Source organism: Streptomyces sp. WAC03905 (assembly GCF_057371075.1).
On sequence record NZ_JBXYDZ010000003.1, the window covers coordinates 3712754 to 3739377 of the forward strand.

The window sequence follows — 26624 nt, forward strand, 5'->3', positions numbered from 1 at the left end:
GTCAGAGGGCGCAGCCCTGGCTGTCGACCCGGCGCTCGGCGGTCCGGCCGTTCTGGATGTCGTCGCGGATCTCGTCCACGGTCAGCGCGTAGCCGGTGTTCGGGTCGTCGAGGGACTTGGCGAACACCACCCCGTACACCTTGCCGTCGGGGGTGAGCAGCGGGCCGCCGGAGTTGCCCTGGCGGACCGTCGCGAACAGCGAGTAGACGTCCCGTCGGACAGTACCGCGGTGGTAGATGTCCGGTCCGTTGGCATTGATCCGGCCGCGGACGCGGGCCGCGCGGACGTCGTACGCGCCGTTCTCCGGGAAGCCGGCGACGATCGCGTCGCTTCCGCTCGCCGCGTCCTTGTCGGTGAACTCCAGCGGGGGCGCCTTCAGCTTGGGCACGTCCAGGACCGCGATGTCGCGCTCCCAGTCGTAGAGCACGACCTTGCCGTCGTACAGCTTGCCCTCGCCGCCGATCTGGACGGTCGGCTCGCCGACGCCGCCGACGACGTGCGCGTTGGTCATGACCTTGCCGGGCGCGAAGACGAAGCCCGTGCCCTCCAGCACCTTGCTGCAGCCGGGCGCCGTACCGACGACCTTCACGATGGAACGCTTGGCCACCTCCGCGACGGGGCTGGTGGCGAGCGCCGGGTCGGGCGCCCGCACCTCGGTGATCGGCTCGTTGGAGAACGGGCTGAACACCTGCGGGAAGCCGTTGCGCGCGAGCGTGGAGCTGAAGTCCGAGAACCAGTTGTTCGCCTGGTCGGGCAGCACGCGCGAAACGCCCAGGAGGACCTTGGAGTTGCGGACCTCCTTGCCCAGCGTGGGCAGGGAGGTCCCGGCGAGCGCCGAACCGATCAGCCAGGCCACCAGCAGCATCGCGACCACGTTGACCAGGGCCCCGCCGGTGGCGTCGAGCACGCGCGCGGGCGTCGTGGTGATCTGGCGGCGGAGTTTGCCGCCGAGATGGGTGGTCAGCGCCTGCCCGACGGAGGCGCAGATGATGATCGCCACGACGGCGATGACGACGACCGTGGTGGACACCTGGGTGCCGTTGTCCGTCACCCGGTCCCAGATCAGCGGGAGCAGGGCAACGGCGACGAGGCCACCGCCCAGGAAGCCGATCACCGACAGGATGCCGACGACGAACCCCTGGCGGTAGCCGACGATCGCGAACCACACGGCGGCGAGCAGCAACAGGATGTCCAGCACGTTCACGTGGGCCACCGTCTCACGCGTGCCAGTCGAGCGGGACCTGACGTGATCGGTCCCACGGACGTTCCCAGCCGGCGAAGTGCAGGATCCGGTCGATCACCCCGGCCGTGAAGCCCCAGACGAGGGCCGACTCGACGGTGAATCCGGGCCCCAGGTGACCGCGCGGGTGGACCGTCGTCACCCGGTGCTCGGGGTCGGTGAGATCGGCCACCGGGACCGTGAAGACCCGGGCGGTCTCGGCCGGGTCCACGGCGCCGACGGGGCTCGGGGTGTGCCACCAGCCGAGGACCGGCGTCACGACGAACTCGCTGACCGGGATGTAGAGCCGGGGCAGCACCCCGAAGAGCTGCACCCCGGAAGGATCGAGTCCGGTTTCTTCCTCGGCCTCGCGCAGCGCGGCCCGCAGCGGGCCGGTGGTCTGCGGGTCCCCGTCCTCCGGGTCCAGCGCACCGCCGGGGAAGGACGGCTGGCCCGCGTGCGAGCGGAGGGTGCCGGCGCGCTCCATCAGCAGCAGCTCCGGGCCCCGGGCCCCCTCGCCGAAGAGGACGAGGACGGCCGATTGACGGCCCCGGCCGTCCTCGGGCGGCAGGAAGCGGCTCAGCTGCCGCGGCTCCACGGTCCGGACGGCCTTGACGACGGGATCGAGCCAGTCGGGCAGCCCGACGGTGGTGACGGCCGGGCCGCCTCCTTCGCGCACTCCCGCAGTGACCCCGGCCTCGTCCCGTGTACCGCGCGTCATAGGCACCTCTGTCCGCGTTCTACTGTCAACAGCGTCTCCCACACCGCAAACGCGGTCCGGGTACCGAATCGTTCCTAGGACGTGCGCCTAGGCCTCCTGCGCCTCCTGCACGGCCCCCGCGCCCAACGGCGGGGCCGGCAGGCCCGGATAGTCCGGCGGCGGGCTCAGCCGCTGCCCCGGCTGGCCGCCCTTCTCGTACTTCAGCAGCTTCTTCGCCTTCTCGGGGTCGGTTTCGCCCTCGCCGTACGCCGGGCAGAGCGGGGCGATCGGACAGGCACCGCAGGCGGGCCTGCGGGCGTGGCAGATCCGGCGGCCGTGGAAGACGACCCGGTGCGAGAGCATCGTCCACTCGCTCTTCGGGAAGATCGCGCAGATCTCCGCCTCGACCTTCTCCGGGTCCTCCTGCTCGGTCCACTTCCAGCGGCGCACCAGCCGGCCGAAGTGGGTGTCGACGGTGATCCCGGGCACCCCGAACGCGTTGCCGAGGACCACGTTGGCGGTCTTGCGGCCGACGCCCGGCAGCTTGACCAGGTCCTCCAGCCGGCCCGGCACCTCTCCGCCGTGGTCGTCCCGCAGCGCCTGCGACAGGCCCATCAGCGACTTGGCCTTCATCCGGAAGAACCCGGTCGGGCGGATGAGCTCCTCCAGCTCCTCGGGGACTGCCGCCGCCATGTCCTCGGGGGTCGGGTAGGCGGCGAAGAGGGCCGGCGTCGTCTGGTTCACCCGCAGGTCGGTGGTCTGCGCCGACAGCACCGTCGCGACGAGCAGCTCGAAGGGGTTGCGGAAGTCGAGCTCCGGATGGGCGTACGGATAGGTCTCGGCCAGCTCGCGGTTGATGCGGCGCGCCCTGCGCACCATGGCCAGGCGGGATTCCGGCTTGGCCTGCTTCGGTTTCTTGGCCGAAACTTTGCCCTGAGGGGCAGTCACTGCCTTCGGGGGCACCTCCGAAGGCGGCTGTTCGCCCACAGCTGAATTTTTGGCGTCCGTCACTCCTGAGGACCCCTTGGCCTGTGCTCTCACCGGCTTATTGGACACCCGGCCAGCCTAAGGCCGGCCGCTGACACCCGCCCGGACCTCAGGTAACACCACTCCGATTGGCCTCTCGCCGCACAGCACGCCCGTCCGTCCGGCATCCTTGTGATTGATCGCACTGTTTGAGCCGTCCGGCAAAATGGGGAGCGGTCCCCTGAGCAGGTCGACATAGGAGAGAGACTCGTGGACGACGTTCTGCGGCGCGCCCCGCTGTTCGCGGCGCTCGATGACGAGCAGGCCGCGGAGCTCCGCGCCTCCATGGGCGAGGTGACCCTCGCACGCGGTGACGCCCTGTTCCACGAGGGCGACCCCGGCGACCGGCTGTATGTCGTGACCGAGGGCAAGGTGAAGCTGCACCGCACCTCCCCCGACGGCCGCGAGAACATGCTGGCCGTCCTCGGCCCCGGCGAGTTGATCGGCGAGCTGTCGCTCTTCGACCCCGGCCCGCGCACCGCCACCGCCACCGCGCTGACCGAGGTCAAACTGCTCGGCCTCGGCCACGGCGACCTCCAGCCCTGGCTCAACGCCCGGCCCGAGGTCGCGACCGCGCTGCTGCGCGCCGTCGCCCGGCGCCTGCGCAAGACCAACGACCAGATGTCCGACCTGGTCTTCTCCGACGTTCCCGGCCGCGTGGCCCGCGCGCTCCTCGACCTGTCGCGCCGCTTCGGCGTGCAGTCGGAGGAGGGCATCCACGTGGTGCACGACCTCACGCAGGAGGAGCTCGCGCAGCTCGTCGGCGCCTCGCGCGAGACCGTGAACAAGGCCCTGGCCGACTTCGCGGGCCGCGGCTGGCTCCGCCTGGAGGCGCGCGCCGTGATCCTGCTGGACGTGGAGCGCCTCGCGAAGCGTTCCCGCTGACGCCTCGGCACCTCTTCGGAAGGGCCCTGTCCGCACCGGGCAGGGCCCTTCCGCGCACCCGCCGCAGCTCCGTTCGCGGGGCCGCGTCCCCGGGTCCCCCGCGCCTCGTACGCCGGAGGGGCCGACGTGTGCACAGTGGAAGCATGGAGCACAGGGGTCTGGACGCGTACGGGTACTTCGAGCGGGAGGGCTCCCTCGGACAGGTGCAGGGCGCGTTCCGCGAGGTCGTGGCCGCCGCCCGCGAGCGCACCGCCGAGGCGTACGGACGCCGGCTGCACAGCGCGTACCTCTACGGGTCCGTGCCGCGCGGGAACGCCCTGCCCGGGCGCTCCGACCTCGACCTGCTGGTCGTCCTGCATCGCGCCCCCTCGGACGAGGACCGCGACACCGCCGAGGTCCTCGCGCGCGGCCTCGACGAGGACTTCGGGCAGATCGACGGGGTCCGCGTCCTGCTCCACGACAAGGGCACCGTGCTGAGCGAGGAGGAACGATTCGACCTGGGCTGGTTCCTCGCCTGCCTGTGCACCCCGCTGCTCGGCGCGGACCTGGCCGAGCACCTGCCGCGCTACCGGCCGGACAGCCTGCTCGCCCGGGAGACCAACGGCGACCTCGCCGCGCTCCTGCCCCAGTGGCGCTCCCGGCTGCGGGAGGCCTCCTCCCCCGAGGAGTACCGGCGGCTGAGCAGCCTGTTCGCCCGGCGCCTGGTGCGCACGGGATTCACCCTGGTCATGCCGCGGTGGGGCGGCTGGACCAGCGATCTGACCGAGTCCGCGGAGGTCTTCGGCGCCTACTACCCGGAGCGCGCCGCCCAGATGCGGGCCGCTGCCGCGGTGGCACTGGACCCGGTCGGGGACCCGGCCGTGGCCCGCGCGTTCGTCGAGGACCTCGGGCCGTGGCTCGCGGACGAGTACACGGCGCGGCACGGCACGAAGACGCGCACCGGGCGTCCCGCGGCGGCAGCCGGGGAGTGACCTCCGGGTCGGGTACGGAACGGGCCCGTCCACCGCGGGCAGGAGCCCCCGGCCCGGTAGGGGGCCGGCGCTACTTCCCGGACGCTGCCTGGTCCTGCTGCTCGGTGACGGCGAGGGCCTCGACGGCCAGCTTGGCCTCCGCCAGTCCCGCCCCGGTGATACGGCGGTAGCTCTTGATCGCCGAGATCAGCCGGTCCTCCCGGATCAGGGCCCGCACCCCGTCCATGCCCGCCGGCTCCGGCTCCTCGATGCCCAGATGGTCCATCAGCAGCGCCAGGCGGCGCTCCGCCCGGTCCGCCTGCATCTGGAGGCCCTTCACGCGCAGCGACACCGTCGAGGTGATCCACCCGGCCGTGCCTATGAGCATCACGAGTAGGAAGACGGTGTTCATTCGGGCCCCCCGGGGATCAGTCCGTGATCTTGAAGGTACTCGAGCTGAGCCCGCACGGACCACTGCGCCGCCGACCACAGGGAGCGGTCCACGTCCGCGTACACCTGGGCGACGACCGCCTCCGGGGTGGTGAAGCCGTTCTCGACGGCCGTCTCGACCTGCGCCAGCCGGTGCGCGCGGTGGGCGAGGTAGTACTCGACGGCGCCCTGCGCGTCCTCCAGGACCGGCCCGTGCCCCGGCAGGACCGTGTGCACCCCGTCGTCCACGGTGAGCGAGCGCAGGCGGCGCAGGGAGTCCAGGTAGTCGCCGAGACGGCCGTCGGGGTGCGCGACGACCGTGGTGCCGCGGCCGAGGACGGTGTCGCCGGTCAGGACCGCCCGGTCGGCCGGCAGGTGGAAGCAGAGCGAGTCGCTGGTGTGCCCGGGCGTCGGCACGACGCGCAGCTCCAGGCCGCCGGTGCGGATCACGTCGCCGGCCGCCAGGCCCTCGTCGCCCAGGCGCAGGGCCGGGTCCAGCGCGCGGACCTTGGTGCCGGTCAGCTCCGCGAAACGGCCGGCGCCCTCCGCGTGGTCCGGATGGCCGTGGGTGAGGAGGGTGAGCGCGACCCGCTTGCCGGCCGCCTCGGCGGTGGCGACGACCGCCCGCAGGTGCGCCTCGTCCAGCGGGCCGGGGTCGATGACGACGGCGAGGTCCGAGCCGGGCTCGGAGACCAGCCAGGTGTTGGTGCCGTCCAGGGTCATGGCGGAGGCGTTGGGCGCCAGGACGTTCACGGCGCGGGCGGTCGCCGGCCCTGAGGTGACGGATCCGCGGGGCTGTCCCGGCAGTGCGGCGGCGTCGCTCATGCGGGCTCTCCCGGGCCTCCGGGGCGTCCGAGGCGGACGCGCTTGGTGAATTCGTCGTGGCCCGGCCAGCTGAGCACCACCTCGCCGCCCTCCAACGCGGCCCGTGCCAGCACCGGGGCGAGGTCCTGGGCGGCCGCCGCGGTGAGCGCGTCCGCGGCCCTCCCGTACGGCTCCAGGGAGCGCAGCGTCGAGATGGTGGGCGGCATCATCAGCAGCTCGCCCTTGTCGTAGCCGTCGGCCGCGTCGGCGGGACGGATCCAGACGGTCCGGTCGGCCTCGGTGGAGGCGTTGCGGGTGCGCTGGCCCTCGGGGAGGGCGGCGACGAAGAACCAGGTGTCGTAGCGGCGCGGCTCGAACTCCGGGGTGATCCAGCGCGCCCACGCCCCCAGCAGGTCGGAGCGCAGCCACAGACCGCGGCGCCGGAGGAAGTCCGCGAAGGACAGCTCCCGCGCCACGAGGGCCTGCCGGTCCGCCTCCCAGTCGTCGCCGGTGGTGTCGCCGACGACCGTGTCCGGGGCCGGGCCGGCGAGCAGGACGCCCGCCTCCTCGAAGGTCTCCCGCACGGCGCCGCACACGATGGCCTGCGCGGTGCGGGGATCGGTCCCGAGCCTGGCCGCCCAGTCCTCCTGGGAGGGTCCCGCCCAGCCGACGTGGTGCTCCTCGTCGCGGGGGTCCACCCCGCCGCCCGGATAGGCGTACGCGCCGCCGGCGAAGGCCATGGAGGCCCGCCTGCGCAGCATGTGGACGACGGGGCCGCCGTCCGGGGTGTCGCGCAGGAGCATCACGGTGGCGGCGAGCCGCGGTGGCACCGGGGTGAGCGCGCCGTCCGCGAGCGCGCGGATCCGGTCGGGCCATTCGGGCGGGTACCACTGGCCCCCGGCGGGGGGCTGCTGCTGACCATTCGGCATGGCCGGATGCTACGGCCATCCGGCCCGATGTTCGAGGGCCCCCTCCCCGGCGCCTCGGCGCGCCGCCGAGGACGAACGGGGCGCCACGACGCGGAGCCAGGGGGCGGGCGGGCCCGGGAGAGCGGGCCCCGGGCGCGCCTGAGGGGCCGGTTCGGGGCGCGGGGCGGTGGACGGCACCGCGCCCCGGTACGGGCGGCTGCCCGCAGGGGTCAGGCTCCGGGGACCAGCTCGACCTGGATCTCGACCTCGACGGGCGCGTCGAGCGGCAGGACCGCCACGCCGACCGCGCTGCGGGCGTGCACGCCCTTGTCGCCGAGGACGGCGCCCAGCAGCTCGCTCGCACCGTTCAGCACACCCGGCTGACCCGTGAAGTCGGGGGCCGAGGCGACGAAGCCGACGACCTTGACGACACGCGCGATCCGGTCGAGGTCACCGACGACCGACTTGACGGCGGCCAGGGCGTTCAGCGCGCAGGTCGCGGCCAGTTCCTTGGCCTGCTCCGGCGAGACCTCGGCGCCGACCTTGCCGGTGACCGGCATGCTGCCCTTGACCATCGGGAGCTGGCCCGCGGTGTAGACGTAGGCGCCCGACCGCACGGCCGGCTGGTAGGTGGCCAGCGGCGGGACGACCTCGGGCAGGGTCAGGCCGAGCTCGGCCAGCTTCGCGTCGACGACGCCGCTCATGCCTTCTCCCGCTTGAGGTAGGCCACGAGCTGCTCGGGGTTGTTCGGGCCGGGCACGACCTGGACGAGCTCCCAGCCGTCCTCGCCCCAGGTGTCCAGGATCTGCTTGGTGGCGTGGACCAGCAGCGGGACCGTCGCGTATTCGAACTTCTTGGTCATGGGAGCGAGGGTAGTGCCTGAGATGCGGGGCTCATGCGCGCCCCGGGACCCGAGTGGTTAGGCTCGGGCGGTGTGAGCAGGCTCCAGGTGGTCAGCGGCAAGGGCGGCACCGGCAAGACCACGGTCGCCGCAGCACTCGCGCTTGCCCTCGCGCGCGAGGGCAGACGGACTCTTCTGGTGGAGGTCGAGGGCAGGCAGGGGCTCGCGCAGCTCTTCGGCGCCGAGGCACTCCCCTACGAGGAGCGGAAGATCGCGGTGGCGCCCGGCGGGGGCGAGGTGTTCGCGCTCGCCATCGACGCCGAACGGGCGCTGCTGGACTACCTCCAGATGTTCTACAAGCTCGGCTCGGCCGGCCGCGCGCTCAAGAAGCTCGGCGCCATCGACTTCGCCACGACCATCGCCCCTGGCCTGCGCGACGTGCTGCTGACCGGCAAGGCGTGCGAGGCGGTGCGCCGCAAGGACAAGGCCGGGCGGTACGTCTACGACCACGTGATCATGGACGCGCCGCCGACCGGGCGGATCACCCGGTTCCTGAACGTCAACGACGAGGTGGCGGGCCTGGCCCGGTTCGGCCCGATCCACAACCAGGCGCAGGCTGTCATGAAGGTGCTCAAGTCCCCCGAGACGGCGGTGCACCTGGTCACCCTGCTGGAGGAGATGCCGGTCCAGGAGACCGCGGACGGCATCGCTGAACTGCGCGGGGCGGGGCTGCCGGTGGGGCGGGTCGTGGTCAACATGGTCCGGCCGCACCATCTCGACGAGGACACCCTGCGCAGTGCTGCCGAGGACCACCGCACCGGGGTCGCCAAGGCGCTGTCCCGGGCCGGCCTGGGCGGCGCGCGCCGCGGCGGGCTCGCCGAGCGGCTGGTCGACCCACTGCTCGCGCAGGCCGCCGAGCACGCGGGCCGCGTGGAGCTGGAACGCGCGCAGCGCGCCGTACTGGCGGACCTGGACCTGCCGACGTACGAACTGCCCCTGCTCGGGGCGGGGATGGACCTGGCGGGGCTGTACGAGCTGGCCAAGGAACTCCGGAAGCAGTCGGTGGACGAATGAGCGCGGTACGCGAGGGGCACGAGGGACGGCGCGAGGAACGACGCGAGGGAGTGGACACGGTGGGCCTGGACACTCCGCCGCGGCTGGCCGTCGACCGGCTGCTGGACGACCGGGAGACCCGCATCATCGTGTGCTGCGGCGCGGGCGGCGTCGGCAAGACCACGACGGCCGCGGCCCTGGGCGTACGGGCGGCGGCGCGCGGGCGGAAGGCGGTCGTGCTGACCATCGACCCGGCGCGGCGGCTCGCGCAGTCGATGGGGATCGACTCGCTGGACAACACCCCGCGCAAGGTGGCGACCGCCGGCGGGGGCGACGGTGGGGACGGGAGCGAAGAGGCCGCGGACGGCGGCGAACTGCACGCCATGATGCTGGACATGAAGCGCACCTTCGACGAGATCGTCGAGGCGCACGCGGACGCCGAGCGCGCCCGGGCCATCCTCGCGAACCCCTTCTACCAGTCGCTGTCGGCCGGCTTCGCGGGGACGCAGGAGTACATGGCCATGGAGAAGCTCGGCCAGCTGCGGGCCCGGGACGACTGGGACCTGATCATCGTGGACACCCCGCCGAGCCGGTCGGCGCTGGACTTCCTGGACGCGCCGAAGCGTCTCGGATCCTTCCTGGACGGGAAGTTCATCCGGGTGCTGATGGCGCCGGCGAAGGTCGGCGGCCGCGCCGGGATGAAGTTCCTGAATGTCGGCATGTCGATGATGACCGGCACCCTCAGCAAGCTGATGGGCGCATCGCTGCTGAAGGACGTGCAGACCTTCGTGGCGGCGATGGACACGATGTTCGGCGGCTTTCGCACGCGCGCCGACGCGACCTTCCGGCTGCTCCAGGCACCCGGTACGGCCTTCCTGGTCGTCGCCGCGCCCGAACCGGACGCCCTGCGCGAGGCGGCGTACTTCGTCGAGCGACTGGCCGCGGAACGCATGCCGCTGGCCGGTCTGGTGCTCAACCGGGTGCACGGCAGCGGCGCTGACCAGCTGTCCGCCGAAAGGGCGTTGGCCGCCGCAGAGAATCTTGAAGAAGGCGGCATTGTCGATCAGGAGTCCGGGAAAGCTGGACTTCGTGACACGGCCGCCGAACCCCCCGGCGCCGATGACGACACCACGGCCGTCGACCGGATCACGGCAGGACTGCTGCGCCTGCACGCCGAACGGATGCAGGTGATCGCGCGTGAGCAGCGCACGCGTGATCGCTTCACCTCGCTTCACCCCGAGGTGGCGGTGGCCGAAGTGGCCGCCCTGCCCGGCGATGTGCACGACCTCGCCGGGCTGCGGGCCATCGGAGAACGACTCGCGGCCGGGGTGCCGGCCGGAGCGTAGGCGTTCGTACGAGTGTGGCGGCCGCGTGATCTACCCGGCTGCCGCGTACGTCTCGTACGCAACGTCGATCTCCGCGTCTGCATCCATGGTGAGGATGCCCGTGCTGCGCTCGTACTCCGTACGGGCGGTTTCGAGCAGCCGTCGCCACGAGGTGACGGTGGGACGCCGGCGCAGCAGCGCACGTCGTTCCCGCTCGGTCATTCCGCCCCACACGCCGAACTCGACGCGATTGTCGAGCGCATCGGCCAGGCATTCGGTCCGCACCGGACATCCGGTGCACACCGCCTTGGCCCTGTTCTGTGCCGCTCCTTGAACGAACAGTTCATCCGGATCGGTAGTGCGGCAGGCTGCCTGCGCACTCCAGTCGGTAACCCAGCCCATCCCGGCGCCGTCCTCTCCCGAATCGAGGCTCCCCCACGGCGGTAGCGGCATATTCACCGCTGCCAGTTGAGGACGTTACGGAAGGCGGGCACAGTGCAACACCCCCGACGGGCCCAATCTTGAATGGTCCGAACGGACTATGGGTAAGCGGCAGATCACCCGACGGAGTGATCCGGCGACATGCCCGACCATTCCGACGATTCGGGTCCAATCGGCGGATCGGGATCACCGGGGCAACGGGATTCGGACATCAGTCCACCCCATTCGGGAAGGGTGAAAATCAAGCCGAGGGGTTGATGTCGCACCGGACAGCTGTGACAGTTGGGGCCAGCTTAGGCCAAGGCATTCGCGTGTGTCCGGCGAATCAGAACGTAGGCTGCCCTCCATGGGAAAGAAGCGCTCGGGCGGCGGGCTCACCGGGAGCCAGCAGGCCGCCAAGTTCCTCGGGGTGTCGGTTCTCTCCGGAGTCGTGCTGGCGGGCATGGCGATTCCGGCTGCAGGCGCCCTGGGACTGGCCGCCAAGGGCACGGTCGAGGGATTCGACGAGATCCCGGCCAATCTCAAGACGCCACCTCTGAGTCAGCGGACCACGATCCTGGACTCCGAGGGTGGCTTGATCGCCACGGTCTATTCGCGCGACCGGCAGGTGGTCCCGCTCACGTCGATCTCCCCGTACATGCAGAAGGCGATCGTCGCGATCGAGGACTCGCGTTTCTACGAGCACGGCGCGGTCGACCTCAAGGGCATCCTGCGCGCGGTCAACCGCAACGCGCAGGAGGGCGGCGCGGCGCAGGGCGCGTCCACGCTCACCCAGCAGTACGTGAAGAACGTCTTCGTCGAGGAGGCGGGCGACGACGAGACCAAGGTGCGCGAGGCCCAGGAGAAGAGCCTCGGCCGCAAGATCCGCGAGCTGAAGTACTCGATCCAGGTCGAGGAGGAGCTCGGGAAGAAGAAGATCCTCGAGAACTACCTCAACATCACGTACTTCGGTCAGCAGGCCTACGGCATCGAATCCGCGGCCCAGCGCTACTTCAGCAAGCCGGCCAAGGACCTCACCCTGGACGAGTCCGCGCTGCTGGCGGGCGTCGTGCAGTCGCCGAGCCGCTACGACCCTGTGAACGACAACCAGGAGGCGACCAAGCGCCGCAACATCGTCCTCCAGCGGATGGCCGACACCAAGGACGTCTCGCAGGCGGAGGCCGACGCGGCGAAGGCCAAGCCGGTCACCCTGAAGGTCACCCGGCCCAAGAACGGCTGCATCACGGCGGTCAAGGGCGCGGGCTTCTTCTGCGACTACGTCCGCAACTCCTTCCTGACCGACCCCGTCTTCGGCAAGACGCGCGAGGAGCGGGCGAAGCTCTGGAACAAGGGCGGCCTGACCGTACGCACGACCCTGGACCCGCAGTCGCAGGACGCGGCCAACGAGTCGATCAAGGACCACGTCTACAAGGAGGACTCGATCGCGACGGCCGTGACCATGGTCCAGCCGGGCACCGGACGGGTGCTGGCGATGGGCCAGTCCAAGCCGTACGGCTTCGAGAAGAACGAGACCACGATCAACTACTCCGTGGACAAGCGGATGGGCGGCTCGAACTTCGGCTTCCAGGTCGGCTCGACCTTCAAGCCGTTCATCGCCGCCGCCGCCCTGGAGCGGGGCATGCCGCCGACGAAGGTCTACGGCGCCCCCAACAAGATGGACTACCCGAGCCCGATCTCCCGGTGCGACGGCTCGCAGTACGTCAACACGCGGAAGGAATCCGCGGAGAACGAGACCGAGGACGAGGTCGGCCCGTACGCGCTGCGCACGGCGATGGAGAAGTCCATCAACACCTACTTCGTCGAGATGATCTCCGAGATCGGCCTGTGCCCGGTGTCGGAGATGGCGCAGAAGCTCGGCGTCGTCCCGGCGAGCGGCGCCAAGCTGGCCGACGGCCCCGCCATCGCGCTCGGCTCCGAGGAGATGTCCCCGCTGACGATGGCCAACGCCTACGCGACCTTCGCCAACCGCGGCGTCTACTGCACCCCGGTCGCCATCGAGTCGATCACCGACGCGCACGGCAAGGCGCTCGCCGTGCCGAAGACCAAGTGCGAGCGGGCGATGTCGCAGAACACCGCCGACACCATCAACACCCTGCTGAGCGGTGTGGTCGACTCCGGTACCGGTGAGCGGGCCGGTCTGACCGACCGCGACAGCGCGGGCAAGACCGGTACCACGGACTCCCGCTACAACGCCTGGTTCGTGGGCTACACCCCGAACATCTCCGGCGCGGTGTGGGTCGGCTCGGGCGGCGCGAAGAAGATCACGATGGAGAACATCGTGATCGGCGGCAGGTCCTTCGAGAAGGTCTTCGGCGGTGGCCTGCCCGGTCCGATCTGGAAGGACGCGATCACGGGCGCACTGTCCGGCCGTGAGGCCCTGCGCTTCACCACGGTCCACATCGCCGAACCGAGCGTCCCCTCCGGCGGCTCCCGCGGGAACAAGCCGTCCGCCAACCCGAACCGCCCCGGCAAGCCGGGCGGTGACGGCAAGCCCGGCGGGCGTCCCGGCGGCCAGAACGCGGGCCAGACGGGTGGCCCGGGCGGCGGCGCCACGGGCGGCGGCGGCAATCCGGACAACCCCTTCCCCGGGATCACGATCGACCCGGGCACCGTGATCGGCGGCACCGACGGCCCGTAGCGGCCGCCGCGAGGCGTCGAGCACGGGGCGTCATGACACGAGGGAGGGCCCCCGCCGGATCCGGCGGGGGCCCTCCCTTCGCTTTCGATGTGCGCGTCCTGCAGCTCCTGCGGGTTCTACGAGAGCGCCTTCTTCACGGCGGCGGCGACCCGCCCGCCCTCCGCCAGCCCGGCGACCTTCGGGGTCACGATCTTCATGACGGCCCCCATGGCCCTCGGCCCCTCGGCACCCGCCGACCGGGCCTCCTCGACGGCCTCCGCCACGATCCCGGCGAGCTCCTCGTCGGAGAGCTGCTTGGGCAGGTAGGTGTCCAGGAACTCGCCCTCGGCGGTCTCGCGCGCGGCCTGCTCGGGACGACCGCCCTGGGCGAAGGCGTCCGCGGCCTCGCGGCGCTTCTTCGCCTCCTTGGCGATCACCTTGAGGACTTCCTCGTCGGAGAGCACACGGGCCTCCTTGCCCGCGACCTCCTCCTTGGTGATGGCGGCGAGGGTCAGGCGGAGCGTGGACGAGTGCAGCTCGTCGCGCGCCCTGATGGCGGTCGTGAGGTCTTCCTGGAGCTGGGCCTTGAGCGTGGTCATGCAGGTGAGTGTGCCAGGTGCCGGGACGATGGCGCCCACCTGTTTTCCGGTCTGCGACGATGGGTCCATGCGTGCGCGTTACGGAGTACCCCTGAAAGCGGCTGCCGGAATCGCTGCGGTGGGGGCCGCGGGTGTGGCCTATGCCGCCGGTTTCGAGGCGCGGTCCTTCCGACTGCGCCGGATCACGGTGCCCGTGCTTCCCCGGGGGATGCGCCCGCTGCGCGTGCTCCAGGTCTCGGACATCCACATGGTCGGCGGGCAGCGCAAGAAGCGCGCCTGGCTGCAGTCGCTGGCCGGCCTGCGCCCCGACTTCGTCGTGAACACCGGTGACAACCTCTCCGACACCGAGGGCGTCCCCGAGGTCCTCGACGCGCTGGGCCCGCTGATGTCGTTCCCGGGCGTGTACGTCTTCGGGTCGAACGACTACTACGGGCCGCGGCTGCGCAACCCCGCGCGCTACCTGGTCGAGAAGGTCCAGGGCCGGCACGGCCTGAACGGCAACAAGCCCGTCGTCGGCGCCGTGCACAACCCGTGGGAGGAGATGCGGGACGCCTTCGACGCGGCGGGCTGGCTGAACCTCACCAACACCCGGGCCCGGATGAAGCTCGAAGGCCTGGAGCTGGCCTTCACCGGGCTCGACGACCCGCACATCAAGCGGGACCGGTACGAGAGCGTGGCCGGCGGCCCCGAGGCGGACGCCGACTTCTCGCTGGCCGTGGTGCACGCCCCGTACCTGCGGGTCCTGGAGTCCTTCACGGCCGACCGGTACCCGCTGATCCTCGCGGGCCACACCCACGGCGGGCAGCTGTGCATCCCCTTCTACGGGGCCCTGGTCACCAACTGCGACCTGGACACCGACCGGGTGAAGGGGCTGTCCACGCACGAGGCGGCCGGCCACCGCTCCTACCTGCACGTCTCGGCGGGCTGCGGCACCAACCGCTTCACCCCGGTCCGCTTCGCGTGCCCGCCCGAGGCGACGCTCCTGACGCTGACCCCGAAGGAGTAGCGACCGCGCGCCCACTCCGCGAAAACCGGATTTCGTCTCCGGCGAGAGGTCCGCTAAAGTAATCGATGTCGCCAGGACAGCAACACTTCAGGGCGACGATCGGGGTGTAGCGCAGCTTGGCAGCGCGCTTCGTTCGGGACGAAGAGGTCGTGGGTTCAAATCCCGCCACCCCGACAGAGCAAGACCAGGTCAAGGGCCTGATCCGGGAAATCGGATCAGGCCCTTCCTGCGTTTGTGGCGTGTGTGGGGGTGCGTCAGTAGGGGCGGGGCGACATGATGTGGGGCTCGATCGCCGGGGCCTCGAAGACGCAGCGGGGGATGCCCGGGCCCGGGGTGGCGCGGACGGAGACCTTCGTCGGTGGGTCCGTCGGCAGCTCGATGCGGACGGTCACGGGGTGGTCGTGGTGGGTCGTCGCGTGACCCGTCTCCTTGCCGTCGACCAGGACCTCGACGACCGCGGTGCGGCCGGTCTGGACCGTGGCGCTGACCGAGTGCCCCGCGTGGTCGATGTGGAAGTGATGCCGCCGCCTCATGAGACCGCCTCCCGCCGCTGCCCCCGCATCCCAGCGTAGCCAACGGCGGCTAGGAGCTCTCGTGGAGCGCGGCCAGTTCGGTGCGGGCGAGGGCCGGCAGGGTCGCCGAGCCGGCCGCCGCGGAAAGGACCGGGGCGAGGTGGGCGAGGACCGCCGCGACCGTGGTGAAGGGACCGACCGGGCGGAGCAGCCAGATGCGGCCGCGGGGGCGCGGCGGGAGGCCGAGGGCGGCGAGCGCCTCGTCGGCCTCCCGGTCGAGGTCGCGCAGGTCGGGTTCGGACAGCGGGGCGCACTCCACTCCGGTGATGTGGCCGTGCCCGTCGAGGGCGGTGTCCACCGCCCAGTGGGTGGAGCGGTCGGGGATCCAGGTGCGGGCCGCCGGCGGCCAGACGTACGGCAGGAAGACCCAGCGCAGGTCCTCCGGGGCCGGCTCCCAGCCGAGCACCTCCAGCTCCCGCATCTCGGGCAGCCGGTCCGCATCCAGTTCGCTGCGGCCGGTGCGGCGCTGTGCGAGCGGGTGCGGTGTTCCGTCCTCGTCCCACGACATGCGGGCACGCTATCCGAAGCGGCGCCGGATCCCCGTGACCCTGCGCCGGTGCCGCGGCCGCCGGAGCCGCGTCACGCGTCCAGGGGGTTGGACGCGATGCGGGCGGCCGCGCCGCCGGCGACGTAGGCGGCGGCCGCGCAGTCGGGCTTGCGCCGGGCCTGGTCCTCGACGAGGGCGGTGAAGGCGGGGCCGAAGCCCGCCCGGGGGTGGGCGGTGAGGAGGCGGGCGGTGAAGGAGGGGTCGAACTCGGCGACGCGCAGGCCGGAGACGTCGGCGCTCGTGCCCACCTGCAGGAGGTGGCTCTCGACGTCCTCGGCCGCGCTCACGTCGTCCCGCATGTGCAGGACGATGATCTCCTCGGCCCGGGCGCGGCGGGCCGCCGGCCAGCCCAGGCCCGCCGTCAGGACGCGGGCCACGTGACCGCCCGCCTCCTCGAACGGCAGCGTGTGGCTGTCGAACGGCGCGGTCAGGCCCAGGTCGTGCAGGAGGGCGGCGACGTAGAAGAGCTCCGCGTCGTGGTCGAGGCCGTGGTCGGCGGCGTACCGCGCCCCGAAGGCGTAGGAGCGCACGGAGTGGTTCAGGAGCGCCGTGTCCGCGTACTCGGACGCGATGTCCAGGGCGGCCCGGGCTGAAGGGGTGTCAAGCGTCCAGGTCATGGCACGTCAGCGTAGGCGGCGGGTGAAGTCGACGTCCGACGGGGGCTCCCCCGGCCAGGACAGCCGGGCCGGCGCGGGCCGGGTCTCGGCGAGGACGCAGCCGCGTGAGACCACGTACCGGGGGCGCACCTGGCGGCGGAGCGCCTCCTCGGGGGTGGGCGCGGGAAGCAGCACGAAGGAGGCGGGGGCGCCCTCGGTGATGCCGTACTCGTCGGCGTCGAGGCCGAGGACCCGCGCCGCACGGTCCGTCACCATCGAGAAGGCCACCGGGAGGTCGTCCGCGCCGGTGAGCTGGGCGGCGTACAGGCCGACGAGGGCCGTCTGGAGGGGGTTGGCGGTGCCGAGGGGGTTCCACGGATCCATCACGTCGTCGTGCCCGAAGGCCACGTTGACCCCGGCCGCGAGCATCTCCCGGACCTGGGTGAGGCCGCGCCGCTTGGGGTAGCCGTCGAAGCGGCCCTGGAGGTTGAGGTTGGCGAAGGGGTTGGCGACCAGGTTGATGCCCGAACGGGACAGGAGCCGCTGGAGTTTGAAGCCGTAGGCGCCGTTGTAGGAGCCCATCGCCGTGGTGTGGGAGGCGGTGGCGCGCTCGCGCAGGCCCGAGCGCAGGGCGAGCATGGCCAGGACCTCGACGAAGCGGGACTGCTCGTCGTCGATCTCGTCGCAGTGGGCGTCCACGCGCAGACCGTGCTCCTCCGCCAGGGCGAACGCGGTGTGCAGCGAGGCGACACCGTCCTCGCGGGTGTCCTCGAAGTGCGGGATCGCGCCGACCACGTCCGCGCCGCGCGCGACGGCCTCGCGGAGCAGGGCCTCGCCGTCGGGGAAGGAGACGATGCCCTCCTGGGGGAAGGCGACGATCTGCAGGGTCATCACGTCCCGCACCCGGTCGCGGACCTCCAGCAGCGCGTCGAGCGCGGTGAGGGACGGGTCGGTGACGTCGCAGTGCGTACGGACGTGCAGCACGCCGTGCGCCGCCTGCCAGCGCAGCACCTCCGTGGCCCGGGCGACGACGTCCTCGCGGGTGAGGGTGCGCTTGCGCTCGCTCCAGCAGGCGATGCCCTCCCACAGGGTTCCGGAGGCGTTGGGGCGCGGCTCACCGGCGGTCAGCACCGTGTCGAGGTGGATGTGGGGTTCGACGAAGGGCGCGCTGAGCAGGCCGCCGTGCGCCTCGACGAGGAGGCCGGTGGCCGGCGGTTCCTTCTGGTCGTCATGGGGGATCACCCGCGCGATGCGGCCGTCCTCCCCGACCTCGACGTCGGACAGGCCTGATGTGTGCAGCAGCCGGGCGCCCCGGACGATCATCCGCATGGCGCCAGCGTACGGACGAAGCCGCTCAGCCGCGCTTGGCCTGGGCCTTCTGCTGCATGCCGCGCGTCTTGGCCGCCGTGGAGTGCGCGTCCCTGACCGCGGCCTTCGCACGGGCCTCCGCCGCCGTGTTCTTCGCCAGCGCGCGCTCGGAGTCCTGGTGCATGTGGTGGCCGGTGCGGGCCTTCTTGGCCATGGTCGTTCCTCCTTGAATACGGGTTCCACTCTGCGCCCGTTCGGAGCAGTCGGCATCCCGGAGGGCGGTGCGGCAACAATGGGCGCATGACCAGCGACAGCGAGATCACCCCCGAGATGCCCGACTGGGAGAAGCGGTTCCGGGCGCCGCGCGTCGGGCTGCCCGAATGGGCCGAGGACGCACCGGACCGTTCGCTCTTCGTCTCCAACGCGACCGGCACGTTCGAGCTCTACGCCTGGGACCGTGCGACCGGCGAGCAGCGGCAGGCCACCGACCGCCCCAACGGCACCACCGACGGGACCCTGTCCCCCGACGGCGAGTGGATCTGGTGGTTCTCCGACACCGACGGCGACGAGTTCGGCACGTGGGTGCGCCAGCCCTTCGCGGGCGGCCCGGACGAACCGGCCACCCCCGGCCTGGAGCCCTCCTACCCTGCGGGGCTGGCCATCGGGCGCGACGGCACCGCGGTCGTGGGGCGCTCCACGGACGAGGACGGATCGACGGTCCACGTGGTCCGCCCGGACGGTTCCGCCCCCTCGGTGATCTACCGGCACCGCGAGTCCGCCGGCGTCGGCGACCTGTCCTACGACGGCACGCTCGTGGCGATCGAGCACACCGAGCACGGCGACGCCATGCACTCGGCGCTGCGGGTCCTCACCGTGGACGGGGCCACGGTCGCCGAGCTGGACGACTCGTGCGGGGGGACGGAGGAGCTCGGCCTGGAGGTGCTCGGCTTCGCCCCCGTCGCCGGTGACACGCGGCTGCTCATCGGCCACCAGCGGCGCGGCCGCTGGGAGCCGCTGGTGTGGGACGTGGTGGCCGGCACCGAGCAGGACCTCGCGATCGACCTGCCGGGCGACGTCAGCGCCGAGTGGTATCCGGACGGCTCCGCGCTGCTGATCGCGCACGGTTTCGAGGCGCGCAGCGAGCTGTGGCGCTACGACCTGGCCGCGGGGGACCTCGTACGCGTGGACACGCCGCCGGGGACGGTGAGCGACGCCACCGCGCGGCCCGACGGGACGGTGGAGTACCTGTGGTCCTCGGCCGCCGAGCCCTCGGCGGTACGGTCCACCGCGGGGGGTGTCGTCCTGGACCCGCCGGGCTTCCGGCCGCCGGGCTCCCTGCCGGTGGAGGACGCCTGGGTGGAGGGTCCGGGGGGCCGGATCCACGCGCTCGTGCAGCGTCCCGCGGGCCGCGGCGAGGGCCCCTTCCCCACGGTCTTCGAGATCCACGGCGGTCCGGCCTGGCACGACAGCGACGCCTTCGCCGCGGCGCCGGCGGCCTGGCTGGACCACGGCTTCGCGGTGGTCCGGGTCAACTACCGGGGCTCGACGGGCTACGGCCGCGCGTGGACCGACGCCCTCAAGCACCGGGTCGGCCTGATCGAGCTGGAGGACATCGAGGCGGTCCGCGCGTGGGCGGTCTCCTCCGGCCTCGCGGACCCGGCGCGCCTGGTCCTGTCGGGCGGCTCCTGGGGCGGGTACCTGACGCTGCTCGGCCTGGGCACGCAGCCCGGGGCGTGGGCGGTCGGGCTGGCCGCCGTACCGGTCGCGGACTACGTGACGGCCTACCACGACGAGATGGAGGCGCTGAAGGCCCTGGACCGCACGCTCTTCGGCGGCACGCCCGAGGAGGTCCCGGACCGCTTCGAGGCGTCCTCGCCGCTGACGTACGTGGACCGGGTGACGGCCCCCGTGTACATCGCGGCCGGCGTCAACGATCCGCGCTGCCCGATCCGGCAGATCGACCACTACGTGGACCGGCTCGTGGCGCGCGGGGCGGTGCACGAGGTGTACCGCTACGACGCGGGGCACGGCTCGCTGGTCGTGGAGGAGCGGATCAAGCAGGTCCGGATGGAGCTGGAGTTCGCGCTGAAGCACCTGCCCGCCCGACCCTGAGGGCGGGTGTCCGGTGCACCCCCCGTACCGTGGTGGGGTGCACCGGTTTCTCCTGACCCCGCGGTGGTGGGGGATCAACGTCTTCGTCGCGCTCGCGGTCCCCTTCTGCCTGTTCATGGGGACCTGGCAGCTCGGCCGGTTCGAGGCACGCGTCGACAGCCACCGGGAAGCGACCGCCGAACGGCCCGTGGACCAGGTGGCCGCCCCGCTGGACTCGCTGCTCCCGGTCGACACGCAGACCTCCGGACGGCTGGCTTCCGCGTCCGGTGAGTACGGCGAACAGATGCTGGTGCCCGAGCGGCGGCTGGACGGCGCGTCCGGTTTCTACGTCCTGACCCTGCTGAAGACCGACTCCGGCAAGGCCGTCCCGGTGGTCCGGGGCTGGCTGCCGGGGGTGGCCGACCCCGCCAGGGCACCGGCCGCGCCGACCGGCCGGGTCGAGGTGACGGGCGCCCTGCAGGCCTCGGAAAACGCGGGCACGAAGGGGGTCCACGCGCAGGGCGGTCTGCCCGCCGGGCAGCTCGGTGTGATCGCGGCGGCCACGCTGGTCAACCTCGTCCCGCACGACCTGTACGACGCCTGGCTGACCGTTCAGACGCCGATGGACGGGATGCTTCCGGTGCCCGCGCAGGCTCCGACCAACACCGGTCTCGACCTGAAGGCCTTCCAGAACCTCGGCTACACCGGCGAATGGTTCGTCTTCGTCGGCTTCGTGCTCTTCATGTGGTTCCGGCTCTACCGCCGCGAGGTGGAGACCCTCCGCGACGCTGAGGCGGGCCTGCTCGACCCGTCCTCCCGCGCCGCGGACGCCGGCGCCGGCACTGGGGCCGACGCCGGCGGCGCGGAGGGTCAGTCGTCGATCGGGATCGCGCCCGTCCGGTAGACCGTTCCGCCGCAGGCGTCGGGGATGGACGTCCGCGTCGTCGGCGCGCCGCTCGCCGGCGGGGTGTGGGACACCTCGACGACGCTCGGTGCCGTGCCCGTCCGGGGCTCCGACGCCGCGCCGCTGCCCGCGCCCGCCGAGGTGCCGGCCGTGCCGGTCTGCGGGGGCTTGCCGGACCCGTCCGAGGCGCTCGCCGTACAGGGCTGGCCCGGCGGCACCCACGCGAAGCGGACCTCGTAGGACTTGTTCGGCGGGAGCACCACCACCGACGCCTCCGCCGACGGGTCGGGCAGCAGGCCGCTGCCTGGGCCGCCCGCGGTGTGGCCGACCACGGCGACCCCGGAGCCCGGGCCGACCGACGCGACCGACGCGGAAGCCGCGGTCACGGTGTCCCGGCCGGTGACCGCGCAGCCCTGGGACGAGACGTTGGTGACCCGGAAACCGCCCGCAACCCGGCCGTCGCCCTCCGGATTGCGCACGAAGCCCACGACGCCCAGCTGTTCGGCACCGCACCCGGGCACGCCCGGCGCGGCCACCGGCGGCATGGGGCCCGGCCCCGCTCCCGTGCCGGCCGCGGAGCCGGCGGGCCCGCCCGAGGCGCCGGTGCCCGCCGGGCCCGACGTCAGGCCGCCCGTCGGGACACCGCCCTGCGAGGGGTCCGGCTGCCCGGTGGCGCCGCCCGTGTCGGGGGAGCCGCCGACGGAGCCGCCGGCCTTCGGGTAGGACCCGTATCCGTTCTGGTGCGGGTCGGACGCGCCGTCCTGCTTGGCACCGGACTGCGCCTCGTGCCCGGCCATGGCCTGGCGGTCCGCGGACGTACCGCCGTCGCCGCTCAGGTGCAGGGCGGCCGGGATCGCGGTCCCGGCGAGCAGCGCGGCCGCGGCCGCGCCGACGACGGCCCGGCGCCTGCGCGCCCGGCGCGCCGGGACGGCGCACCGCAGCCGCTCCAGCGCGTCCTCGGAGGGCTGCAGGCCCTCCACGGCGCCGCGCAGGAGGATGCGCAGTTCCTCTTCGCCGCTCGCGCCGCCGGGCGCCGTGTGGTCGTCCATCATGACTGCGCAGCCTCCATCGCCACCCGCAGCGCGGCAATCCCCCGCGATCCGTACGCCTTGACCGAGCCGAGCGATATTCCGAGGGTCTCGGCGACCTGGGACTCCGTCATGTCCGCGAAGTAGCGCAGCACCAGCACCTCGCGCTGGCGGCGCTGGAGCCCCCGCATCGCCTTGATCAGGTCGTCCCGTTCCAGCTGGTCGTAGGCGCCCTCCTCGGCGCTCGCCATGTCCGGCATGGGCTTCGACAGCAGCTTGAGGCCGAGGATGCGCCGGCGCAGGGCGGAACGGGAGAGGTTCACGACGGTCTGGCGCAGGTACGCCAGGGTCTTCTCGCGGTCGCGGACCCGGTTGCGGGCCGAGTGCACCCGGATGAACGCCTCCTGCACGACGTCCTCGCAGGAGGCGGTGTCGTCGAGGAGCAGCGCGGCGAGGCCGAGGAGGGAGCGGTAGTGCGCCTGGTAGGTCGCCGTGAGGTGGTCGACGGTCGTTCCGGCCACCACGTCGGCGACCGCTTCGGTCGCGGGCCCGGCCGTCGCGGCCCCGTCGGTCGCGGGCCCGTCCGTGGCGGGCCCGTCCGTGGCGGGCCCGTCCGTCGCGGGCCGGTCGGTCACAACGGCTTCGGCCGCGTCGTCCGTGCCGCTACCGTCGTCCTCGGCTCTGTCGCGCTGCGTGGGCACGAGGCCGCCCGGAAGGGGTGCCGCGGTCCGTGCGGGGGCCTCGGGGGTCCCCGTCGGCGGGACGGGAACGATCACGGGAAGACCGCCGCCGGGCGTGCGGAAGCCCCGGCGCGGCGGGAGGATCCCCGTGCGTGCCGGTGGGACGGCCAGTTCGAGCAGTGCCTCTGCCACGCCTGTAGGACACGCGTCCGCCCGTCAGGGTTGTACGCGCGTGGAACCCTCGGCAGAGAAATCCGTATTGCGCTCATGCGTACCCGCTCTTCCCGATTGCCCCGTCCAGCGAAACGGCAGTCGGGCCATCACCTTGATCAAGGGATCGGCACCGATCCTACAAAGCGAATTACGCAAATTCACCTGCGATCAGTTCCGCGATCCGTGTGGCATTCAGCGCCGCCCCCTGACGGAGATTGTCGGCGCAGACGAAGAACTCCAGGGCGTAGGGGTCGTCGAGCGAGGCCCGCACCCGCCCCACCCAGGCAGGATCCGTCCCGGCGGCGTCCACGGGCGTGGGGAACTCCCCCGCCGCGGGGTCGTCCACGAGCACCACGCCGGGCGCGGCCTCCAGGATCTCCCGGGCCTGCGCGGCCTTCACCTCGTTCTGGAAACCGGCCCGCACCGTCAGCGAGTCCCCGGTCAGCACCGGCACCCGGACGCACGTCACCGACACCGGCAGCGCCTCAAGCTGGAGGATCCGGCGGGTCTGCGCCCGTACGGCCAGCTCGTGCGAGGACCAGCCGTCCTCGTCCAGATCGCCGCACCACGGGACGACGTTGAGGGCCACGGGCGCCGCGAAGGGGCCCGTGTCCTCGCCGACGGCACGGCGCACGTCGCCGGGCTGCTCGCCCAGGGAGGTGCCGGCGACCAGCGACAGCTGGCGGCGCAGCGTCTCGGCGCCGGCCCGGCTGGCGGCGCTCGCCGCCTGGTACGTGGAGACCGCCAGCTCGGTCAGGCCGTACTCGGCGTGCAGCGCGCCCAGGGAGGCGATCATCGCGGCGGTGACGGTGTCCGGAGCGGCGACGATCCCGCGCGGCCGGATCCGCGCCGTGTGGGCGTTGACCTCGGGTACGACGAGCGGCACCTCCGGATCGTCCCGGAAGGCGGCGGACTGGTCGACGACGACCGCGCCGCGCGTGGTGACGACGGGGGCCCACCGGGCCGAGATGTCGGCCGGGGTCAGGAAGACGGCGACGTCGCCCGGGCCGAGGCCGTCGAAGGCGTCCTCGGTGAGGGCGAGCACCTCGCACTCCTGCCCGCGGACGGACAGCATGCGGCCGGCCGAGCGCACGGAGGCGATCAGGCGTATGTCGCCCCAGACGTCCGCCCGCTGGGACAGCATCCGGAGCAGGACCGAGCCGACCGCTCCGGTCGCCCCGACGACGGCGAGTGCCGGAGCCGGGGTCGACCGGGGGGCAGTCATCGTCCGGTGCCTCCGTAGACGACCGCCTCGTCGCTGTCGGAGTCGAGGCCGAAGGCCGTGTGCACGGCGCGGACGGCCTCGTTGACGTCGTCCTGGCGGGTCACGACCGAGATGCGGATCTCCGAGGTGGAGATCAGCTCGATGTTGACGCCCGCGTCGGACAGCGCCTGGAAGAACGAGGCGGTGACGCCCGGGTTGGTCTTCATGCCGGCGCCGACCAGGGAGATCTTGCCGATCTGGTCGTCGTAGCGCAGGGAGTCGAAGCCGATCGCGGCCTTCGCCTTTTCCAGGGCGTCGATGGCCTTGTGGCCCTCGGCCTTGGGGAGCGTGAAGGAGATGTCGGTGAGGCCCGTGGAGGCCGCGGAGACGTTCTGCACGATCATGTCGATGTTGATCTCGGCGTCCGCGATGGCGCGGAAGATCGCCGCGGCCTCGCCCGGCTTGTCCGGGACGCCGACGACCGTGATCTTGGCTTCGGAGACGTCGTGAGCGACTCCGGAGATGATGGCGTGCTCCACCTGCGCGTCCCCTTGCGGATTCTCGTTGCTGACCCAGGTGCCCGGCAGTCCGGAGAAGGACGAGCGGACGTGGATCGGGATGTTGTAGCGGCGGGCGTACTCGACGCAGCGGTGCAGGAGCACCTTGGAACCGGAGGCCGCGAGCTCCAGCATGTCCTCGGAGGAGATCCAGTCGATCTTCCTGGCCTTCTTCACGACGCGGGGGTCCGCGGTGAAGACGCCGTCGACGTCGGTGTAGATCTCGCAGACCTCGGCGTCCAGCGCCGCGGCGAGCGCCACGGCCGTGGTGTCTGAACCGCCCCGGCCGAGGGTGGTGATGTCCTTGGAGTCCGCGGACACGCCCTGGAAGCCGGCGACGATGGCGATGTTGCCCTCGTCCAGCGCGGTGCGGATACGGCCCGGCGTGACATCGATGATGCGCGCTTTGTTGTGGACCGAGTCGGTGATGACGCCTGCCTGGCTGCCGGTGAACGACTGGGCCTCGTGGCCCAGGTTTTTGATCGCCATGGCCAGCAGGGCCATGGAGATCCGCTCTCCGGCGGTCAGCAGCATGTCGAATTCGCGCCCGGCAGGCATGGGTGAAACCTGCTCGGCGAGATCGATCAGCTCGTCCGTCGTGTCGCCCATCGCGGAGACCACCACGACCACTTGGTGGCCGTTCTTCTTGGCGTCCACGATCCTCTTGGCGACGCGCTTGATGCCCTCGGCATCGGCTACGGAGGAGCCTCCGTACTTCTGCACGACAAGGCCCACGTGCGCTCCTCGCTCAGTCCGTCTCATTGCTGGTGCAGTCTAACGAGCGACCGCGATCCGACCGCCTCGTACCACATCATGAGACGAAAAGATCAAAGTCCGGGTTCCCGCGCCGCAGCGGTCACCTGCGGCCCAGGCCGCCGAGTTCCTCCGCCATGACCTGGCCTGCCTGTTCGGCGAGGTCGTCCTCGGTCAGGTCCTCGTCGGTGTCGAGGCCGTCCAGGGCGGCGAGGGGCTGGTCGAGGCGCACGTGCGCGATCAGCGACTGAAGGGCGCGCAGGGTCGCCGAGGCCGTCGGGCCCCAGTTGGTGAAGTACGAGAACTGCCACCACCACAGCGCCTCGGTGATCCGGCCGGCCTGGTGGTGGATGAGGCCGTGTCGCAGGTCGGCGACGACGTCCGCCAGGTCGTCGGAGATCCGGTGCGCGACCGGCGCCTTGCGCGGCTCGTAGGGGTCGAAGACCTCCGAGTACACGTCGACGGGCTCCAGCATGTGCGCGAAGCGCTCGCGCAGCTCGTCGACGTCCGGCTCCGGGCCGAGGTCGGGCTCGTAGCGCTCGTCGGGCAGCACGTCCTGGTACGCGCCCAGCCGGCCGCCCGCGAGCAGCAGCTGCGACACCTCCAGGAGGAGGAAGGGCACCGCGCTGTCCGGGTCCTCACCCTTGGCCACCTCGGTGACCGCGACGATGAACGACTCGATCTGGTCGGCGATCGAGGCGGCGAAGTCGTCCGGGTCCTGGCCGAGTGCGTGCAGCGTTGCGTCAGACATCGAGAAGTCGCCTTCCTTCAAAGGCCCGCCCCAGCGTGACCTCGTCCGCGTACTCCAGGTCTCCCCCGACGGGGAGCCCGCTGGCCAGGCGGGTGACCTTCAGGCCCATGGGCTTGATCATGCGGGCGAGGTAGGTGGCGGTCGCCTCGCCCTCCAGGTTCGGGTCGGTGGCGAGGATCAGCTCGGTCACCTCACCGTCCGCCAGGCGCGCCAGCAGCTCGCGGATGCGCAGGTCGTCCGGGCCGACGCCCTCGATCGGGCTGATCGCGCCGCCGAGGACGTGGTACTTGCCCCGGAACTCGCGGGTCCGCTCGATCGCGACCACGTCCTTCGGCTCCTCGACGACACAGATGACCGTCGCGTCCCGGCGCGGGTCGCGGCAGATGCCGCACCGCTCCTCCTGCGCCACGTTCCCGCACACGGCACAGAAGCGGACCTTGTCCTTGACCTCCAGCAGCGCGTGCGCGAGGCGGCGGACGTCGGTGGGCTCGGCCTGCAGGATGTGGAAGGCGATCCGCTGCGCGCTCTTGGGCCCGACGCCGGGCAGTCTGCCCAGTTCGTCGATCAGGTCCTGGACCACGCCTTCGTACAACGGACTGCCTTCTTTCGTCGGATGG

General features: G+C 72.1%; 29 protein-coding genes and 1 tRNA gene. 9 read left to right on the forward strand and 21 right to left on the reverse strand.

The genetic code is table 11. The annotated features are described in order from the left end of the window. Nucleotide 1: 1 nt before the first annotated feature. The 3 genes from AC2RP6_RS19170 to nth all read right to left on the reverse strand — a co-directional run bounded on the left by AC2RP6_RS19170 (nucleotide 2) and on the right by nth (nucleotide 2867). Nucleotides 2-1204, reverse strand: a complete 1203-nt coding sequence (locus AC2RP6_RS19170; RefSeq protein ID WP_486447299.1) for a MarP family serine protease — start codon at nucleotides 1202-1204, stop codon at nucleotides 2-4. Between the two features lie 13 nt (nucleotides 1205-1217). After that, nucleotides 1218-1940: an NUDIX hydrolase gene (locus AC2RP6_RS19175; RefSeq protein WP_486447300.1), complete on the reverse strand. Its 723-nt coding sequence runs from the start codon at nucleotides 1938-1940 to the stop codon at nucleotides 1218-1220. A gap of 87 nt (nucleotides 1941-2027) precedes the next feature. Further along, complete coding sequence (gene nth / locus AC2RP6_RS19180; protein WP_486447301.1) at nucleotides 2028-2867, reverse strand: endonuclease III; 840 nt, start codon at nucleotides 2865-2867, stop codon at nucleotides 2028-2030. A gap of 288 nt (nucleotides 2868-3155) precedes the next feature. Between nth and AC2RP6_RS19185 the strand changes: the two genes are divergently transcribed. Beyond that, the gene (locus AC2RP6_RS19185; protein WP_003981529.1) at nucleotides 3156-3830 is read left to right on the forward strand and encodes a Crp/Fnr family transcriptional regulator; all 675 of its coding nucleotides are present in this window, start codon (nucleotides 3156-3158) and stop codon (nucleotides 3828-3830) included. A gap of 143 nt (nucleotides 3831-3973) precedes the next feature. Next, nucleotides 3974-4801 (forward strand): nucleotidyltransferase domain-containing protein, encoded by an 828-nt coding sequence (locus AC2RP6_RS19190; RefSeq protein WP_486447302.1) that lies wholly within the window; start codon nucleotides 3974-3976, stop codon nucleotides 4799-4801. Nucleotides 4802-4871: 70 nt separating this feature from the next. Here AC2RP6_RS19190 and AC2RP6_RS19195 read toward each other — a convergent pair whose 3' ends face one another. From AC2RP6_RS19195 to sp36, 5 genes are all read right to left on the reverse strand, one after another. Further along, nucleotides 4872-5192 (reverse strand): hypothetical protein, encoded by a 321-nt coding sequence (locus AC2RP6_RS19195; RefSeq protein WP_486447303.1) that lies wholly within the window; start codon nucleotides 5190-5192, stop codon nucleotides 4872-4874. Then, nucleotides 5189-6034: an MBL fold metallo-hydrolase gene (locus AC2RP6_RS19200; protein WP_486447304.1), complete on the reverse strand. Its 846-nt coding sequence runs from the start codon at nucleotides 6032-6034 to the stop codon at nucleotides 5189-5191. Before AC2RP6_RS19200 ends, AC2RP6_RS19195 begins: the two co-directional genes overlap by 4 nt. Then, nucleotides 6031-6942 carry an NUDIX hydrolase gene (locus AC2RP6_RS19205; protein WP_486447305.1) on the reverse strand — a complete coding sequence of 304 codons (912 nt, stop codon included), beginning with the start codon at nucleotides 6940-6942 and terminating at the stop codon, nucleotides 6031-6033. The genes AC2RP6_RS19200 and AC2RP6_RS19205 overlap by 4 nt, the downstream gene beginning before the upstream one ends. Nucleotides 6943-7151: 209 nt before the next feature. Then, nucleotides 7152-7625, reverse strand: a complete 474-nt coding sequence (locus AC2RP6_RS19210) for a RidA family protein (RefSeq protein ID WP_045320853.1) — start codon at nucleotides 7623-7625, stop codon at nucleotides 7152-7154. Next, nucleotides 7622-7783 (reverse strand): Sp36 family protein, encoded by a 162-nt coding sequence (sp36, locus tag AC2RP6_RS19215; protein WP_007264966.1) that lies wholly within the window; start codon nucleotides 7781-7783, stop codon nucleotides 7622-7624. Before sp36 ends, AC2RP6_RS19210 begins: the two co-directional genes overlap by 4 nt. A gap of 72 nt (nucleotides 7784-7855) precedes the next feature. Here sp36 and bagA point away from each other — a divergent pair, with 72 nt between their 5' ends. Further along, nucleotides 7856-8836, forward strand: a complete 981-nt coding sequence (gene bagA / locus AC2RP6_RS19220; RefSeq protein ID WP_486447306.1) for an ATPase BagA — start codon at nucleotides 7856-7858, stop codon at nucleotides 8834-8836. Continuing rightward, nucleotides 8833-10161 carry an ATPase BagB gene (bagB, locus tag AC2RP6_RS19225; protein WP_486447307.1) on the forward strand — a complete coding sequence of 443 codons (1329 nt, stop codon included), beginning with the start codon at nucleotides 8833-8835 and terminating at the stop codon, nucleotides 10159-10161. Before bagA ends, bagB begins: the two co-directional genes overlap by 4 nt. A gap of 30 nt (nucleotides 10162-10191) precedes the next feature. Here bagB and AC2RP6_RS19230 read toward each other — a convergent pair whose 3' ends face one another. Continuing rightward, complete coding sequence (locus tag AC2RP6_RS19230) at nucleotides 10192-10542, reverse strand: WhiB family transcriptional regulator (protein WP_181382488.1); 351 nt, start codon at nucleotides 10540-10542, stop codon at nucleotides 10192-10194. A 385-nt stretch (nucleotides 10543-10927) separates the two neighbouring features. Here AC2RP6_RS19230 and AC2RP6_RS19235 point away from each other — a divergent pair, with 385 nt between their 5' ends. Further along, nucleotides 10928-13219, forward strand: a complete 2292-nt coding sequence (locus AC2RP6_RS19235) for a transglycosylase domain-containing protein (protein WP_486447308.1) — start codon at nucleotides 10928-10930, stop codon at nucleotides 13217-13219. A gap of 116 nt (nucleotides 13220-13335) precedes the next feature. Here the strand turns inward: AC2RP6_RS19235 and AC2RP6_RS19240 are convergent, their stop codons facing one another. After that, entirely contained in the window at nucleotides 13336-13797 is a 462-nt protein-coding gene (locus tag AC2RP6_RS19240; RefSeq protein ID WP_486447309.1) for a GatB/YqeY domain-containing protein, read from the reverse strand. Nucleotides 13798-13864: 67 nt separating this feature from the next. On the opposite strand from AC2RP6_RS19240, the gene AC2RP6_RS19245 reads away from it, so the two are divergent. Together AC2RP6_RS19245 and AC2RP6_RS19250 are read left to right on the forward strand one after the other, a co-directional pair. Further along, a complete protein-coding gene (locus tag AC2RP6_RS19245; protein WP_486447310.1) occupies nucleotides 13865-14803 on the forward strand; it encodes a metallophosphoesterase in 939 nt (312 codons plus the stop codon). Between the two features lie 100 nt (nucleotides 14804-14903). Continuing rightward, nucleotides 14904-14977 (forward strand) — tRNA-Pro (locus AC2RP6_RS19250). An 80-nt stretch (nucleotides 14978-15057) separates the two neighbouring features. Here the strand turns inward: AC2RP6_RS19250 and AC2RP6_RS19255 are convergent. The 5 genes from AC2RP6_RS19255 to AC2RP6_RS19275 form a co-directional block, all read right to left on the reverse strand. Further along, nucleotides 15058-15336: a hypothetical protein gene (locus AC2RP6_RS19255; RefSeq protein WP_030817479.1), complete on the reverse strand. Its 279-nt coding sequence runs from the start codon at nucleotides 15334-15336 to the stop codon at nucleotides 15058-15060. Between the two features lie 49 nt (nucleotides 15337-15385). Further along, nucleotides 15386-15883, reverse strand: a complete 498-nt coding sequence (locus AC2RP6_RS19260) for a DUF5956 family protein (RefSeq protein ID WP_486447311.1) — start codon at nucleotides 15881-15883, stop codon at nucleotides 15386-15388. Between the two features lie 71 nt (nucleotides 15884-15954). Beyond that, complete coding sequence (locus tag AC2RP6_RS19265) at nucleotides 15955-16539, reverse strand: HD domain-containing protein (protein WP_486447312.1); 585 nt, start codon at nucleotides 16537-16539, stop codon at nucleotides 15955-15957. Nucleotides 16540-16545: 6 nt separating this feature from the next. Continuing rightward, the gene (codA, locus tag AC2RP6_RS19270) at nucleotides 16546-17847 is read right to left on the reverse strand and encodes a cytosine deaminase (protein ID WP_486447313.1); all 1302 of its coding nucleotides are present in this window, start codon (nucleotides 17845-17847) and stop codon (nucleotides 16546-16548) included. A gap of 25 nt (nucleotides 17848-17872) precedes the next feature. Then, nucleotides 17873-18040 (reverse strand): hypothetical protein, encoded by a 168-nt coding sequence (locus tag AC2RP6_RS19275; RefSeq protein ID WP_486447314.1) that lies wholly within the window; start codon nucleotides 18038-18040, stop codon nucleotides 17873-17875. Nucleotides 18041-18126: 86 nt separating this feature from the next. On the opposite strand from AC2RP6_RS19275, the gene AC2RP6_RS19280 reads away from it, so the two are divergent. Both AC2RP6_RS19280 and AC2RP6_RS19285 read left to right on the forward strand, forming a co-directional pair. Next, nucleotides 18127-19938: a S9 family peptidase gene (locus AC2RP6_RS19280; RefSeq protein WP_486447315.1), complete on the forward strand. Its 1812-nt coding sequence runs from the start codon at nucleotides 18127-18129 to the stop codon at nucleotides 19936-19938. Between the two features lie 37 nt (nucleotides 19939-19975). Continuing rightward, nucleotides 19976-20821: an SURF1 family protein gene (locus AC2RP6_RS19285; protein ID WP_486447316.1), complete on the forward strand. Its 846-nt coding sequence runs from the start codon at nucleotides 19976-19978 to the stop codon at nucleotides 20819-20821. On the opposite strand, the gene AC2RP6_RS19290 is transcribed toward AC2RP6_RS19285, so the two are convergent. From AC2RP6_RS19290 to recR, 6 genes are all read right to left on the reverse strand, one after another. Continuing rightward, entirely contained in the window at nucleotides 20788-21873 is a 1086-nt protein-coding gene (locus tag AC2RP6_RS19290) for a hypothetical protein (protein ID WP_486447317.1), read from the reverse strand. The genes AC2RP6_RS19285 and AC2RP6_RS19290 overlap by 34 nt on opposite strands. Then, nucleotides 21870-22550 carry a SigE family RNA polymerase sigma factor gene (locus AC2RP6_RS19295; protein WP_486450380.1) on the reverse strand — a complete coding sequence of 227 codons (681 nt, stop codon included), beginning with the start codon at nucleotides 22548-22550 and terminating at the stop codon, nucleotides 21870-21872. Before AC2RP6_RS19295 ends, AC2RP6_RS19290 begins: the two co-directional genes overlap by 4 nt. A 340-nt stretch (nucleotides 22551-22890) precedes the next feature. Continuing rightward, the gene (locus tag AC2RP6_RS19300) at nucleotides 22891-23967 is read right to left on the reverse strand and encodes an aspartate-semialdehyde dehydrogenase (protein WP_486447318.1); all 1077 of its coding nucleotides are present in this window, start codon (nucleotides 23965-23967) and stop codon (nucleotides 22891-22893) included. Next, nucleotides 23964-25238, reverse strand: coding sequence for an aspartate kinase (locus AC2RP6_RS19305; protein WP_486447319.1), 1275 nt, complete (start codon nucleotides 25236-25238; stop codon nucleotides 23964-23966). Before AC2RP6_RS19305 ends, AC2RP6_RS19300 begins: the two co-directional genes overlap by 4 nt. 121 nt (nucleotides 25239-25359) lie before the next feature. After that, nucleotides 25360-26007: a DUF5063 domain-containing protein gene (locus tag AC2RP6_RS19310; protein ID WP_486447320.1), complete on the reverse strand. Its 648-nt coding sequence runs from the start codon at nucleotides 26005-26007 to the stop codon at nucleotides 25360-25362. Beyond that, a complete protein-coding gene (recR, locus tag AC2RP6_RS19315) occupies nucleotides 26000-26599 on the reverse strand; it encodes a recombination mediator RecR (protein WP_030648057.1) in 600 nt (199 codons plus the stop codon). The genes AC2RP6_RS19310 and recR overlap by 8 nt, the downstream gene beginning before the upstream one ends. Nucleotides 26600-26624: the final 25 nt, after the last annotated feature.

Excerpts from the sequence above, each read along its gene's own strand:
- codA (WP_486447313.1), bottom strand. The coding sequence starts at position 17,847 with ATGCGGATGATCGTCCGGGGCGCCCGGCTGCTGCACACATCAGGCCTG.
- bagB (WP_486447307.1), top strand. The coding sequence starts at position 8,833 with ATGAGCGCGGTACGCGAGGGGCACGAGGGACGGCGCGAGGAACGACGC.
- AC2RP6_RS19255 (WP_030817479.1), bottom strand. The coding sequence starts at position 15,336 with ATGAGGCGGCGGCATCACTTCCACATCGACCACGCGGGGCACTCGGTC.
- AC2RP6_RS19205 (WP_486447305.1), bottom strand. The coding sequence starts at position 6,942 with ATGCCGAATGGTCAGCAGCAGCCCCCCGCCGGGGGCCAGTGGTACCCG.
- AC2RP6_RS19210 (WP_045320853.1), bottom strand. The coding sequence starts at position 7,625 with ATGAGCGGCGTCGTCGACGCGAAGCTGGCCGAGCTCGGCCTGACCCTG.
- AC2RP6_RS19200 (WP_486447304.1), bottom strand. The coding sequence starts at position 6,034 with ATGAGCGACGCCGCCGCACTGCCGGGACAGCCCCGCGGATCCGTCACC.
- AC2RP6_RS19230 (WP_181382488.1), bottom strand. The coding sequence starts at position 10,542 with ATGGGCTGGGTTACCGACTGGAGTGCGCAGGCAGCCTGCCGCACTACC.
- sp36 (WP_007264966.1), bottom strand. The coding sequence starts at position 7,783 with ATGACCAAGAAGTTCGAATACGCGACGGTCCCGCTGCTGGTCCACGCC.
- AC2RP6_RS19175 (WP_486447300.1), bottom strand. The coding sequence starts at position 1,940 with ATGACGCGCGGTACACGGGACGAGGCCGGGGTCACTGCGGGAGTGCGC.
- AC2RP6_RS19195 (WP_486447303.1), bottom strand. The coding sequence starts at position 5,192 with ATGAACACCGTCTTCCTACTCGTGATGCTCATAGGCACGGCCGGGTGG.
- AC2RP6_RS19190 (WP_486447302.1), top strand. The coding sequence starts at position 3,974 with ATGGAGCACAGGGGTCTGGACGCGTACGGGTACTTCGAGCGGGAGGGC.
- AC2RP6_RS19260 (WP_486447311.1), bottom strand. The coding sequence starts at position 15,883 with ATGTCGTGGGACGAGGACGGAACACCGCACCCGCTCGCACAGCGCCGC.
- AC2RP6_RS19240 (WP_486447309.1), bottom strand. The coding sequence starts at position 13,797 with ATGACCACGCTCAAGGCCCAGCTCCAGGAAGACCTCACGACCGCCATC.
- AC2RP6_RS19245 (WP_486447310.1), top strand. The coding sequence starts at position 13,865 with ATGCGTGCGCGTTACGGAGTACCCCTGAAAGCGGCTGCCGGAATCGCT.
- AC2RP6_RS19235 (WP_486447308.1), top strand. The coding sequence starts at position 10,928 with ATGGGAAAGAAGCGCTCGGGCGGCGGGCTCACCGGGAGCCAGCAGGCC.
- AC2RP6_RS19280 (WP_486447315.1), top strand. The coding sequence starts at position 18,127 with ATGACCAGCGACAGCGAGATCACCCCCGAGATGCCCGACTGGGAGAAG.
- AC2RP6_RS19310 (WP_486447320.1), bottom strand. The coding sequence starts at position 26,007 with ATGTCTGACGCAACGCTGCACGCACTCGGCCAGGACCCGGACGACTTC.
- AC2RP6_RS19265 (WP_486447312.1), bottom strand. The coding sequence starts at position 16,539 with ATGACCTGGACGCTTGACACCCCTTCAGCCCGGGCCGCCCTGGACATC.
- AC2RP6_RS19275 (WP_486447314.1), bottom strand. The coding sequence starts at position 18,040 with ATGGCCAAGAAGGCCCGCACCGGCCACCACATGCACCAGGACTCCGAG.
- AC2RP6_RS19290 (WP_486447317.1), bottom strand. The coding sequence starts at position 21,873 with ATGATGGACGACCACACGGCGCCCGGCGGCGCGAGCGGCGAAGAGGAA.
- AC2RP6_RS19300 (WP_486447318.1), bottom strand. The coding sequence starts at position 23,967 with ATGACTGCCCCCCGGTCGACCCCGGCTCCGGCACTCGCCGTCGTCGGG.